This is a genomic window from Janthinobacterium sp. GW821-FHT03A03 (assembly GCF_059421435.1).
In genome coordinates, this window is the sequence record NZ_JBWKUZ010000003.1 from 327,617 (window position 1) to 341,420 (window position 13,804).

The window sequence follows — 13,804 nt, forward strand, 5'->3', positions numbered from 1 at the left end:
TTGCCAAGCTACGAGGCCGCTACGAGATTAGAACTCGTACTTGACCGTGGCCTGGATCGCCCATTGGGACTCGCCTTTGTTTTGACGCACTTCATAGTTTTCCACTTTGTCGCGGACTTGGTAGATGTAACGGCCTTGAGCATCGAGACCTGCGAAGTCAACAAAGCTGCGTGCCTGACCGCCACCGGATTGGAAGCCGATTTCATTGATGCGGCCCCACTTGCGGTTGATCATGTTACCCACGTTGAAGAAGTCCATCGTGAACACGCCTTTGTTGCCTTTGAAGAAACCAGGCACTTCCTGGCTGATGCGCATGTCGAAGCTGTTGGTCCATGGTGCGAAGCTGCCATTACGGGAAACCACGCCACCAGCGGATTTTTTCAAATCCGGATTGCTGTTGACGAAAGCCCAGAAACGGTCTTCGTTCGCATGATTGGTGGCAGTGTCGTTACGGAAGACCACTTCACCCGAACCTGGTTTCGACGGGATGTACATCAAGTCGTTACCCTGCACGCCATCACCGTTCAAGTCATTGTTGACGGTCCAGCTGTACGGCTTGCCCTTGCGACCTTCATAGAACAGACCGAAAGTTGTTTTATAGGTGCCGAAGAAACGTTTTTGCCAGTTGATCATGGCATTGAAACGGTCTTTCACCAGATAGCTCGAGTTCGATGCCACTTCTTCATTCGGATTGAAGATACCGCGGGCATTGAAGTTCGAGTTCGAGACCGACGACGTCAGTGGCGACACTTCCGTTGCGTCCGTGTAGGTGTAGGCAACCGACCAGCCGAGGCCTTTGGTCATTGGCTGGCTCAGCGAGAGAGTAACCAGATTACCCTCGCCCTTGTCCGTTTTCTTGGCAACGAGCACGTTGTTGTAGGACGTATTTTTCAAGGCACGGGACACGGCGCCCGAGCAAACAGGACTGGCCGACGAGCTCAGCGAGCCGGTGGCAGTCCAGCAAGCCGTATTGTAAGCGTTAGCCGAATAGTACAGATTACGTCCATCCGCGCCCTTTGCCGTCGGCGTACCCAGGTTCAGGTGCTCGTAGTAAATCGCATCTTTGTTCTTGGTGCGCAGGTACTCGGCGCCGAAAACCAGACCCATCCATGGCAATTCGTGCTCGAATGCCAGGTTGGCTTTCCAGATCGATGGTTGGCGCAAGTTTGGTGCCAGGAAATCGACGTTGGCGGCAGCATCGCCCAGATTGGTTGGCTGCTTGTCAGGATCGGGAGTGAACAGGCCACCATTGACTGAGCAAGGCTTGAAGCTGCCGCCGCAACCGACGACACGGGTAGCCATGCCCGAGTTTGCAAATGGATTCGACATCCACACGGTCGCCGCCGCACCTTGGAACAGGCCGGCACCGCCACGAATTTGCGTCGGGCGAGCACTGTCAAACGTGTAGTTGAAGCCGACGCGCGGCTGTACCAATGTCTGGCCATCGATGGTCTGGGTATTGTCCAGGCCAAAACCGCCGGTTTGTGCTGTACCGCCCAAGCCAGTGCGGCCACCCGTGGCAATGCCTGCCACCATCGGCGCCGATGCGGCGGCATTAAGGGTAGGACGCTCGCCAATGGCGGCTTTGTCCATGCGCACGCCATACTGGAGAGTCAGGCGCTTGTTGACAGTCCAGACATCTTGCAGGAACAAGCCATAATTTTTCAGGCTGAAATCGGCAGCAGCGCCATCAATGCTAGCGCCCGCTACTGGAATCTGTACCTGATAAGAGCTGGGACGGCCGATACGGAAGTTTTCCAGGATGGCTTGCTGGATGATTTCCGGGGAGGAAGCCGTCGCGCCACCGCAGGTCACACTGCCGAACGAATACTTGTAGGTTGCCGAGCTGTTCGTGCAATTGAAGGTGTAGTTACCATTGATGTTTTGCGCAAACAGGTTATACACGTCGTTCTTGCTGTAATCGCCGCCGAATTTGACTTCATGGTCGCCCAAAGCCCAGTTCGCGCCCAGATAGGCATCCTTGGTCTTGGTCTTCAGCACATTCAGCTGACGGCTCATTTCCGTACCAAAGTTCAGGAAACGGTTATCGGTCGGTACGCCAGCCGGGCTACCGGCAGGATTGGCACCGCTAAATTGCAGACCGATTGCAGGCAGGCGCGAGTTGTTCGATGGCGTGCTGTCATAGTCGCGCGACGAAACCTTGAACTCGGTCGAGAAAGTCGGCGTCCAGTCTGCAAACCATTGGCCAACCACTGTTTCAATCTTTTTATTCTGGGTATACCAGTAGGAATTGAGCGACAGGCCATTCGACGACACGCCCGGGAACATCGGCTCGGATTGGTCTGTTTTCGAATAGCGGACCATGGCACGATGGTTATCGTTGATATTCCAGTCCAGTTTCAACAGGGTATCGTTCACCAGCAGCTGGGTACCCGCTGGTATCGCGTTGGTGCCGATATCGAGACCGTAGTTATTCTTGGCGATCGCCTGAGCAGCGGCAATCGCGGCATCGCTGATACCGACATTGGTCTTTCCACTGCCCAATGGGCCAAACGATGGCGCAGTGCGCGTGCTTTCCAGACGCTCTTTATTAGCGAAGAAGAACAGCTTGTCCTTGATCAGCGGGCCGCCTACGGTAACACCCTTGGTCGTTTCACGGAATGGCTCCGGGGCGCTATAGGTATCCGTGGTATTGTCATAACGGTCACCTGCCATCTTGTCGTTACGGAAAACGAAATAGGCGCTGCCTTTGAATTCGTTGGTACCCGATTTGGTCACGGCATTGATGTTGGCGCCCGTGTAACCTTTTTGCGTCACGTCATAGTTGGCGACGTTCACTTGCACGGACTGGATCGCTTCGATCGAGATCGGCTGCTTGGCAGTCGGGCTGCCGTTCGATTCCAGGCCGAAGGTATCGTTGACGGCTACGCCGTCGATGGTCATCGAGTTGTAGCGCGAGTTCTGACCGGCAACGGACAATTCGCCGCGCTCTTTGTCGGTTTGCGAAACACGCGGGTCGGAACGGGCGTAATCTTGCAGATTGCGCTGGATCGACGCCTGCATGGCCAACTCGCTGGCACCGATGTTGGTGCCCGCACCCATATTGCTGCGGTTAAAGATCTGTGCGCGTGCGCCCGTGCCGGTGACGTTCACGGTTTGCATCTGGGCGCCCAGGGTGGCGTCCACGTTGGCCGTTTCCGCCAGCTGTACGTACACGCCTTCGCGTTTTTCCACTTCACCATTCTTGGTAATGGTAATGGTGTATGGACCGCCGGCGCGCAAGCCGCGCGCGACGTAACGGCCTTCCGCATCGGTCGTCACATTGCTGACGGAACCCGATTCGGTATGCACGATGGTAACGGTGGCACCAGCTGCCGGCTTGCCGTCATTGGCCGAGATACGGCCGCCGATGGAAGACGTAGTGTTCTGTGCGAACGATGGTGCCGCCGCCAGTGCAATAGACAGGCTTAACGCGATTTGCGTTAGCCGAAGTCGCTTGTGATTGATCATCTTTAACCCCAGAAAAGACTATTATTTTTGAAAATCCTGGATTGCCCTGCCGTCCGGCTACGCCGCACAGCAACACAAACACAACATTTCCTCTTTACGATGCTGCAACTGTTACGCCGGCGGGACTGGCTGCGGTCCTGACAAGACCATCACAAAACGCCGCTCCACACATCACAGCTTTTTCTATTCAGACAATAACGGCGGAAAAAACTGCGACCGATCCGTACGACCCAGGGCGCTAGCTCCTGTGTCATTCACCCGACATGCTGCCCCGGCTAACATGGCAAGCCGCGAGTGTAATTGTTAAATATTTCAAGACTGTGACACGGCGGCAAAATGCAGAGGAATGTCGTCATTTAGTTGCGCGACTGCTTGTTTCACTCTGCATCTCACCTTTATTTACTGCAAATACCCATCTTCATACGCTATCAGCCATATGAATTGTGACTTTTTAATATCACATTCATCCCACTATGCATCATCAAAAAATGGATGACAAATACGTTTTTTTTTACATATTTATATGTTTTAAGTATAAATAGCATGGAGTAACTAGCTGGATTGATATCGTGCTGACAGCGTCCGGGCTTATGGCGCGAGATTATAAATGAGCAATATGTACTTGAAATTGATTCATCCATGAAATTGGACAAAGTCGTGCATCTGCCGTTAATTGTGTCGCATGGCCGCCACAAAATTAACAAAATAACAGCATGGGGATTGGGGAGAGGGAATGGAAAACGGCCGGAAGATCCGGCCGTTTTGAGAGTATCAGTCGCGAACGTCGCGCAACTTACGGTTTGATGCGCTTGTTCCCCTGCTCGGCGGCGGCAATCTGCGCTTCAAAACGGGCGAAACGGGCATCGAGTGCTTTCAGCAAACGTTGCTTATCCGCTTCGGCCAAAAACGAATAACGCAGGCTGTTGTACGACAATTTCTTGATTTCCGCATAATCGGTCTTGTACTGGCTGGCAAACAGCACGTATTCGTTCGACAAGGTATTGCGCGACACGCCAGCATCGTCGGTGGAGATCACGAACGGCACGCCATACTTGCGGTACAGGGTAATCGGATGGGCCTGGCCCTTGATACCGAGGATGTAATCATTGCTGGTCAGATTTACTTCCACGGGAATATTACGTTCGCGCATCTTTTGCATGGTCGCCAGCGCATTGTTTTCGTACGCGATATCCATGCCATGGCCAATCCGGTTGGCGCCAGCCACGTCGACGGCTTCGGCGATATGGAAAGCCATGCCTTCGGGCGGCACCATGCCCAGCGCCAGCTCACCGGCGTGCAGGGCGATCTTGACGTTCGGATATTTCGTCTTGAGAAACTTGAACATTTCCATGTGCAGGCTGTAGTCGCGCATCGACACATTCACGCTTTCCTGGCCCACGATATTCACGCCCACCAGCAGCGGATTCAGGCTGGCGGCCTTGAACGCCGCCACCATGGACGAAAACACTTGCGACGGCGACAGGAAGCGCAGCACATAGGCCTGGTAGCGCATGGTGAAGTGCGCATCGTCGATGCCGGCGCTGCTGGCGTTCACGTTATCGTTGTAGGCGGTGATGCTTTTCTGGAAGCTGGCGTCCTGCTCCAGGCTGGCTGTCCACTTGGCCAGCACGGCTTGCAAGGCGGCCGGCGGCAAGCCTGGTGCCAGCACCTGCTGGTCGAACTGCGCGTTCTGCACGAACGGCGACAACTCGAAGATGGTTTCGATGTAGCTGAGGTTTTCCGCGATGGCGCGCTGCTTCAGGGTTTTCAGGCCATCAGCCGTATTCGTCGAGGCGACGGGGCCGAAGTAGCCAAACGTATCAAAGAAAGTACGATCGGGTGGCGTCTGGATGGCGCCGTGGTTGTAGAAATCCTTGGTCGACCAGCGCTGCAGCAATTCCGCGTACAGGCCCGCGTCGGCAAACACTTCCGTGGACGACAGGCAGCTGCGCTGGCCGGCCGGTTTGGCCCGTTCGGCTGCCACGACGTCCTTGCTGCTTTCGATGCGGTAGCTTGTCTTGTTGACGCAATAGTTTTCCTTGTCGACCCAGTCGAGGAATTGCTCGGCGTAAATGGCGCCCGAATAATGGTGATGCAGGTCGCCGCCCTTGGGCATCATGGAAAAGAACAGGCTCAACTCGGCTGTCTTGGGCTGCGCGCCCGACACCAACGCGGCAAAATGGCGCGCGGTGGCCGCTTCGTTGGAAGACGGGCTGGCGGCCTTGGCGGCATGCGCAGTTCCGGTCAGTGTCAGCGCGGCGGCAAGCGCCAGGCCAGTGAGTTTTATTTGCATTCGCATTCTCGCTCAGGAAAATTCGTGTTGAACAACGGGTAGGTCAGCCCTGCCGCACATGCACGCATTGTCCGCCCGAATAGGTGGCGGCCACGGCGCGGTCGTCACCGAGCAGCGCAAAGGCGAACAGCAATTCCTCCAGGCTCTGGCAGGCGGCCGTACGGCGCGCCAGCAGCGGCGTCGATTTTTTATCGAGCACGATGAAGTCCGCTTCCGTGCCCGCCGTGAAATTGCCCAGAATGCCGTCCAGCTGCATGGCGCGCGCGGCGCCCAGGGTCGCCAGGTAAAACATGCGCAAGGCGGGCAGGTAGCTGCCTTTCAAGCGTGCTACTTTATAGGCTTCGTTCATGGTTTGCAACATCGAGAACGAGGTGCCGCCGCCCACGTCCGTCGCCAGCGACAGCAGCACGCGCGCCGCGTCGGCCCGCTCGAAATCGAACAGGCCGCTGCCCAGGAACAGGTTTGATGTAGGACAAACGGCGGCCGCCGACGCCGTCTCGGCCATGCGCGCGCGGTCGCGCTCATCGAGCCAGACGCAATGGCCGAACATGGCGCGCGGACGCAGCATGCCGTACTGGTCATACACGTCGAGGTAGCTGCGCGCCTGCGGGTGCAGTTCGCGCACCCAGCGGCACTCATCCTCGTTTTCCGACACGTGCGTCTGCAAATAGGTATCCGGATAAGCGCGCGCCAGCTCGCCCGCCAGGTGCATCTGCTCGTTCGTCGACGTGGGCACGAAACGGGGCGTGATCGCATACAGCGAGCGGCCATGCTTGTGCCAGCGGCGTATCAGCTCTTCGCTTTCGCGCGCGCCCGACTCGGCCGTGTCGCGCAGGAATGCGGGACAATTGCGGTCCATCATGACCTTGCCCGCCACCATGCGCAGACCGCGCGCCTCGCTGGCGCCGAAGAAGGCATCGACCGATTGCGGATGCACGCTGCCATACACCATGGCCGTCGTGGTGCCGCAACGCAGCAGTTCATCGAGGAAAAACTCGGCGACATCGCGCGCATGCCCGGGATTCTCAAACGCGCGTTCGGTGGGAAACGTGTACGTCTCCAGCCACGGCAGCAAACCGGGCGCGGGCGAGGCGATCATTTCCGTCTGCGGAAAGTGCAAATGCGTGTCGATAAAACCGGGCACGATCAGCTTGCCCCGGTAATCGACGATGTCGCTGCCGGGCGGCAAAGTCGCCAGCAGCTGCGCGTAGTCGCCTGCCGCCACGACCTTGCCGTCGGCCACGATCAGCAAGCCATCGGCATGCCAGGCGTGCGCCTCTTCGGTGAAGGCGGGATCGGCGTGGAAGTGCAGCAAGCTGGCACGGTAAGCTTGCAATGTGGCAGGGACAATCGGCATGACTTCTTTCTATAAAGGATGAATGACCGCGCGCTGCTTGCGTCGCGGTGGCGCGCTGGCCGAGACCAGCCGCAGCGGTGCGGCCAGGGCCGCGCTGGCGGCTTGCTCCCACACCATCAACAATTGGCAGGCAACGGAGGCGGCGATCACGGCCGGCACCTTGCTGCGGATGCCGGGCATGCCGATCGGGCACACCATGGCGGCAATGCGCTCGTCCGGCACGCCGCGCGCCTGCAGGCGGTGCTCGAACTGCTTGCGTTTCGTTTGCGAACCGATCAAGCCGAACCAGCCCGCATCGTCGCGCTCCATGATGGCTTGCGTCAAGCGTTGATCCAGCGCATGGCTATGCGTCATGACGAGAAAACTGCCGCCCGGCGGCGCCATGGCGACAAATTCTTCGGGCATGTCGGTGGCGGCGATGCGCACATTATCTGGCAACCCCGCGGGCAACGCTGCGGAAAACATGTCTTCGCGTTCATCGACCCAGGTGATATTGCAGGGCAAGTGGGCCAGCGCGCGCACGATGGCGGCACCCACGTGGCCGGCGCCGAACAGGGTCAGATGGGCGCGCGGCGCCAGGCAGGGGTCGACCATCCAGCGCCGGCCGCTACCGTCTTGCGCCACATGCGTACCGCGTTCGCGCGAAAACGTGTCGGCCGCCTGCGCCGCCGTCCCGGCAATCAGGCTGCCAGCCGCATCGAACAGCACCGAGACGGGTTCGCCGTCGAGCGCCGTCACCCGCCAGCTGTCTTGCTGGCGCCGTTCGCGCAAGGTGTGCAGCACTGCCGCCAGCCGGGCGTCGACGGGTTCAAAGGCAAGATAGACGACGCCGCCGCAGCATTGTCCCAGGCTGGGACCGAGCGCAAAGCGCTCCAGCCGCGCATGCGTGTCTCCCGTCGCCAGCATGGTCTTGGCGATTTCCACGGCGCGCAATTCCAGGTGGCCGCCGCCGATGGTGTCGGCCTGGCCATCGAGGCTGACGCGCATCTTCGCGCCCGCCTCGCGCGGCCCGGAACCTTCGACCAGGGCGACCGTCACCAGCACGGATGCTTGCGTGTCATTTGCCGTTAGCCAGTCGCTCATCATCTGCTCCTAGGCACCGGCGCAAACCGCTTGCACGGCCATGACCGCCTTGAGGATTTCCTCGCTGGTAGCCGGCGCATTCAGTGGCGGCTGCACGGCATGATTTCCCACGCTGGAAATGGCGTCGCGGATGGCAAAGAACACGGAAAACGGCAACAACAGCGGCGGCTCGCCGACGGCCTTGGATCGGTGGATGCTGTCTTCCACATTGCGGTTCTGGAACAGTTTCACACGGAAATCTTCCGGGCAATCAGAGATGCCGGGAATCTTGTACGTCGATGGCGCATGCGTCATCAGCTTGCCCGCCGCATTCCACCACAGCTGTTCCGTCGTCAGCCAGCCCATGCCCTGGATAAACGCCCCTTCCACTTGACCCAGATCAATGGCGGGATTCAATGACTGGCCTGCGTCGTACAAGGCATCCGCGCGCAGCAACTTCCACTCGCCCGTCAGGGTGTCGACCACCACTTCGGCCACGGCCGCGCCATACGCGTAGTAGGAGAACGGATGGCCCGTCATCGTCTTCGCATCCCACGACAGGCCGGGCGTGGCATAGAAGCCGTCCGACCACAGTTGCACCCTGGCCAGATACGCCTTTTGCACCAGTTCGGCAAACGGCACCATATGGCCATTGACGTGGATATGGTTGTCGACGAAGCGCACACTGACAGCGTCGCCGCTGTACAGTTTGACCGCGTAATCGGCCAGGCGTTCACGGATCTGCCGCGCCGCATCCTGCGCCGCCTTGCCGTTCAGGTCGGCGCCGGTAGACGCTGCCGTGGCCGACGTGTTCGCCACCTTGCCGGTGTCGGTGGCCGTGGCGCGTACCTTGTCCAGGTCCAGGCCCAGCTCGTGCGCCACCACCTGCATGACCTTGGTATTGATGCCCTGCCCCATTTCCGTGCCGCCATGGTTGACCAGCACGGAGCCATCCACGTACACGTGCACGAGAGCGCCGGCCTGGTTCAGATGCGTGACGTTGAAGGCGATGCCAAATTTCAAGGGCGTGAACGCCAGGCCCTTCTTCAAGACAGGACTGGCCTCGTTAAAGACATCGATGGCGCGGCGCCGCGCCCGGTAATCGCTGCTGTCTTCCAGTTCGGCAACGAGTTCATGGATCACGTTGTCGACGATGGTCTGGCCATACGGCGTGACATTGCGCCCCTCGGCATCGTTGCGGCCATAGAAATTGAGCAGGCGGATATCGAGCGCGTCGCGTTGCAAATGGCGGGCGATCTCATCGATGACGTACTCGATGGCGATGGCGCCCTGCGGCCCGCCGAAGCCCCGGAAAGCCGTGTTCGACTGCGTATTCGTCTTGCCGCAGGCGGCGCGGATATCCACGTCGGACAAATAGTAGGTGTTGTCGAAGTGGCAGACGGCGCGCGTGGCGACGGGACCGGACAAGTCGGCCGAATACCCTGCGCGCGTGGTCATGTCAACCCTGGCGGCAAGGATTTTACCGTCGTCGTCGTAGCCCACTTCGTATTCATAGTAAAAACAGTGGCGCTTGCCCGTCACCAGCATATCGTCGTCGCGGTCGGCGCGCAGTTTGACGGGACGCTTGAGTTTAGCCGCCGCAATCGATGCCGCCGCCGCCCACAGGGCCGACTGCGATTCCTTGCCGCCGAAACCGCCGCCCATGCGCCGGCATTCGACGGTAATGTTGTGCGAATGCACGCCCAGCGCATGCGCCACCACGTGCTGCATCTCGCTCGGATGCTGGGTGGAACACAGCACCAGCATGCCTTGCGCTTCCTTCGGGATGGCGTAGGAAATCTGTCCTTCCAGATAAAACTGTTCCTGACCGCCCACATACAGCTGGCCCTTGACCACATGCGGCGCCTTCTCGAATGCGGCCTGGTAGTTGCCGCGCGTCAGCTGCATGGGCGGCAGCACATACGATTGCGCCGCCTTGGCCGCCTGCGGCGTCATGATCGCGGGCAACTCGTCATACGACACTTGCGCCAGGCGGGCGGCGCGGCGCGCATGGTCGTGCGTATCGGCCACAACAATAAAGATGGGCTGACCTACATATTGCACCAGATCAAAAGCCAGGATGGGGTCGTCGTGGATAATGGGACCGCAATCATTGGTGCCGGGAATGTCTTGCGCCGTGTAGACGGCGACGACACCGGCAGCGGCGCGCACGGCCGATAAATCCATGGCCGTGATGCGTGCGTGCGGCTTTTGCGACAAGCCCAGCGCCGCATGCAAGGTGCCTAGCAATTCGGCGATATCGTCCGTGTAGGTGGCCTGCCCCAGCACATGCAGTTGCGCCGATTCATGGGGGCTGGGCTTGCCCACGGCGCTCCAGGCGGCCGCTTGCAGTTCGGGCGTGGCAGGATGGTTCATGCGGCTCCTTTCAGGCGCGGCAAGCGTAGGCGTTAAGGGCCGCAGGGGGCAATGGCGCACCGGGACGGGTTTCCAGCCAGAAGCGGCGCAACAGGTTTTGCGCCGTCGTCATGCGGTAGGTGTTCGACGCGCGCATGTCGGACAGGGGCGCGTAATCGTCGGCCAGCAAGCGCATGGCGATGAGCAGATTGTCTTCCGTCCACGCCTGTCCACGCAGAAACGCTTCCGTCTGCGCGGCCCGCTGCGGCGTGGCCGCCATGCCGCCGAAGGCGATGCGTGCGTCAACAATGCGCTCGCCATCGAGTTCAAAGGCAAACGCGGCGCACACGGCCGAGATATCCTGGTCAAAGCGTTTCGCCAGTTTATACGTACGGAAATGCACCTCGGCACGCGGCAAGGGCACGCGCACGGCTTCGACGAATTCGCCGGGCTGCAAGTCTTTCTTTTGATAGCCAAGATAAAAATTTTCCAGCGGCATGATTCGCTGGCCGGCAGGGCCGCGCAGCACGATATCGCTGCCCAGCGCAATCAGCCACGGCATCGAGTCGCCGATGGGCGAACCGTTGGCGACATTGCCGCCCAGGGTACCCGCGTTGCGGATCGGCAAGGAAGCGAAGCGCTGCCACAGTTCCGACAATTCGTCCGGATAATGCCGGCACAGCGCCGCGTAGGCATCGTTGAGGCTGGCGCCGGCGCCAATGTGCAGCTTGCCGTCAACGATGCCGATGGTTTTCAGCGCGGCCACGTTGCCCAGATAAATGATATCGCCCAGGTCGCGCAGCTGCTTGGTGACCCACAGGCCAATATCGGTGGAGCCGGCCAGCAGGCAGGCCTGTGGCTTTGCTGAGCGCAGCGCCACCAGTTCCTCGATGTTGCGCGGCGCGTGGAAATGCTGGCCGCCATGTTCATACGTGGTGGCGCTGCCGCGCTGCAGCGCCTGCAATTGCTGCGCCAGGGCATCGCGGTCAAACGTGACATGCGGCAATTCGCCCATGCGCCTGGCCGCGTCGATGATGGGCCGGTAACCGGTGCAGCGGCACAGATTGCCCGACAGCGTATCGTCGATTTCGCAGCGCGTGGGCGTGGCGCCGTTTTTCTCCAGATACATGCCCCACAGCGACATGACGAAGCCGGGCGTGCAAAAACCGCACTGGGAACCGTGGCATTCGACCATCGCCTGCTGCACCGGATGCAGGGCGCCATCGGGCTGCTGCAAGTCTTCCACGGAAAACAGGGCCTTGCCATCGAGCGTGGGCGTGAGCTGGATGCAGGCGTTGACGGCCTTCATCTCGACTTGGCCGTCCATCAGGCTGCCGATGACCACCGTGCAGGCGCCGCAGTCGCCCTCGGCGCAACCTTCTTTGGTGCCCGTGCAATGCAAATCCTCGCGCAGGTGCTGCAACACAGTCTGCGTAGGGGCGGCATTGCGTACTTCCTGTACGGCACCACGGTAGTAAAAGCGGATCGGTTCTGACATGCTGGCCTCGGTATAGTCCCAGTATAGGAGATTAACACCGGCATATGGGACAACTATATGCAAAGACTGATTTTACTTATCATCCAATATCAATATCTCTCAGGCACTCTCAGGCAATGCAGGGATGCGTCGCATGCCAGTGTTCGGCAATATCGATGCGGCGCGTGATCCACACTTGCTCATGGCCCTGCACATAGTCGAGGAAGCGCGCCAGTGCCGCCGCCCTGCCCGGGCGCCCCACCAGGCGGCAATGCAGGCCGATGGACAGCATCTTCGGCTGGTTCAAGCCGTTCGGATCGCCTTCCGCGTACAGCACGTCGAAGGCATCCTTCAAGTAATCGAAAAACTGCGTGCCCGAATTAAAGCCCTGCATGGCGGCAAAGCGCATGTCATTCGTATCCAGGGTGTAAGGCACGATCAGCTGCGGCTGCATGGCCGGCATGCCGGCCGCGTCCGTGTACGCCACCTTTTCCCAGAATGGCAGGTCATCTCCGTAATAATCGGCGTCGTAGCGGAAGCCGCCATGCTCGACCACCAGTCTGCGCGTATTCGGCGAATCGCGCCCCGTGTACCAGCCTTGCGGGGCGGAACCCGTCAATTCGCGGATGATCTGCACGGCTACGCGCATGTGTTCGCGCTCCGTCGCTTCGTCCATGTTTTGATAGGAAATCCAGCGCAAGCCATGGCAGGCGATTTCATGCCCCAGTTCCTGGAACGCGGCCACCGCTTCCGGATTGCGCTTCAGGGCCATCGAGACGCCGAATACGGTCAGCGGCAAACGCCGCTCCTCGAACATGCGCAGCAAACGCCATAATCCGGCACGCGAGCCGTATTCGTAGATCGACTCCATGCTCAGGTGGCGCGCGGGAAAAGCGGCCGCACCGATCATTTCCGACAAAAACGTTTCCGAGGCGGCATCGCCATGCAGCACGCTGTTTTCCGCCCCTTCCTCGTAATTGAGGACGAATTGCAGGGCGATGCGGGCCTGGCCCGGCCATTGCGGATGCGGTGGCGTGCGGCCGTAACCGATCAAGTCGCGCGGATAATTTTCATAAGTGCTCATGCGGTGGCTCGCCTATAGGAGACAATGTTGGTTATACGCCCAATCATATAGCCAGCCGCTGACGCAGGTATATGATTTGCACGATAAGCACATTCACTCACCCTATATACAGGATAGCAAATGGGAAAACTCAGCACGCATGTACTCGATATCGCCCACGGCCGGCCGGGAGCCGGCGTCAAGGTGGCCCTGTTTTCGGTCGCGCCGGAAGGAAAAGTGTTGTTGAAGATGGATATGACCAATAGTGATGGGCGCTGCAGCTCTCCCTTGCTGGAAGGCGACAGCATGAAAGCGGGCCAGTATGAGTTGGTGTTCAATGCAGGCGACTATTTTGCCGCCCAAGGCGTGGAACTGCCCTCGCCCCGCTTCATCGATCTGGTGACGCTGTCCTTCGGCATTGCGCATACGGATGAGAACTACCACGTGCCGCTGGTGGTATCGCCGTGGTCGTATTCGACTTATCGCGGGAGTTAAGCGACGTTCAATGACAAAGGCAGCGCGCAGCGCTGCCTTTTTTTCGTCTGCTGAACAGCCGGTCAGACCCGCCATGCCGCAAACTCAGAGGCTGGCGCTGTCGCCCATGGGGGTCTGACCCCAGCCTTCGCTTGGGGCTAACGTTAAAAGCAGCGGACGTAAAAAAACCCCCACCGGATCACCGATGGGGGTTTTTTCGAATAACAAGCCTGACGATAACCTACTTTCACA

At 59.4% G+C, this 13,804-nt stretch carries 8 protein-coding genes; 1 reads left to right on the forward strand and 7 read right to left on the reverse strand.

Annotated elements, in window-relative coordinates; genetic code table 11:
• Positions 1-27: 27 nt before the first annotated feature.
• The 7 genes from AC07VI_RS10960 to puuE all read right to left on the reverse strand — a co-directional run bounded on the left by AC07VI_RS10960 (position 28) and on the right by puuE (position 13,099).
• Positions 28-3,471 carry a TonB-dependent receptor gene (locus tag AC07VI_RS10960; RefSeq protein WP_086145096.1) on the reverse strand — a complete coding sequence of 1,148 codons (3,444 nt, stop codon included), beginning with the start codon at positions 3,469-3,471 and terminating at the stop codon, positions 28-30.
• A gap of 793 nt (positions 3,472-4,264) precedes the next feature.
• A complete protein-coding gene (locus AC07VI_RS10965; RefSeq protein ID WP_099374765.1) occupies positions 4,265-5,764 on the reverse strand; it encodes an adenosine deaminase family protein in 1,500 nt (499 codons plus the stop codon).
• Between the two features lie 43 nt (positions 5,765-5,807).
• The gene (gene guaD / locus AC07VI_RS10970) at positions 5,808-7,121 is read right to left on the reverse strand and encodes a guanine deaminase (RefSeq protein WP_492992602.1); all 1,314 of its coding nucleotides are present in this window, start codon (positions 7,119-7,121) and stop codon (positions 5,808-5,810) included.
• Between the two features lie 9 nt (positions 7,122-7,130).
• Complete coding sequence (gene xdhC / locus AC07VI_RS10975; protein WP_492992600.1) at positions 7,131-8,204, reverse strand: xanthine dehydrogenase accessory protein XdhC; 1,074 nt, start codon at positions 8,202-8,204, stop codon at positions 7,131-7,133.
• Between the two features lie 9 nt (positions 8,205-8,213).
• Complete coding sequence (gene xdhB / locus AC07VI_RS10980) at positions 8,214-10,559, reverse strand: xanthine dehydrogenase molybdopterin binding subunit (RefSeq protein WP_099374767.1); 2,346 nt, start codon at positions 10,557-10,559, stop codon at positions 8,214-8,216.
• Positions 10,560-10,569: 10 nt separating this feature from the next.
• On the reverse strand, positions 10,570-12,036 hold the full coding sequence (gene xdhA / locus AC07VI_RS10985; RefSeq protein WP_492992598.1) for a xanthine dehydrogenase small subunit: 1,467 nt from the start codon (positions 12,034-12,036) through the stop codon (positions 10,570-10,572).
• Positions 12,037-12,145: 109 nt separating this feature from the next.
• Positions 12,146-13,099 carry an allantoinase PuuE gene (gene puuE, locus AC07VI_RS10990; protein WP_086145090.1) on the reverse strand — a complete coding sequence of 318 codons (954 nt, stop codon included), beginning with the start codon at positions 13,097-13,099 and terminating at the stop codon, positions 12,146-12,148.
• Between the two features lie 120 nt (positions 13,100-13,219).
• On the opposite strand from puuE, the gene uraH reads away from it, so the two are divergent.
• A complete protein-coding gene (gene uraH / locus AC07VI_RS10995; protein ID WP_034785620.1) occupies positions 13,220-13,573 on the forward strand; it encodes a hydroxyisourate hydrolase in 354 nt (117 codons plus the stop codon).
• Positions 13,574-13,804 lie beyond the last annotated feature (231 nt).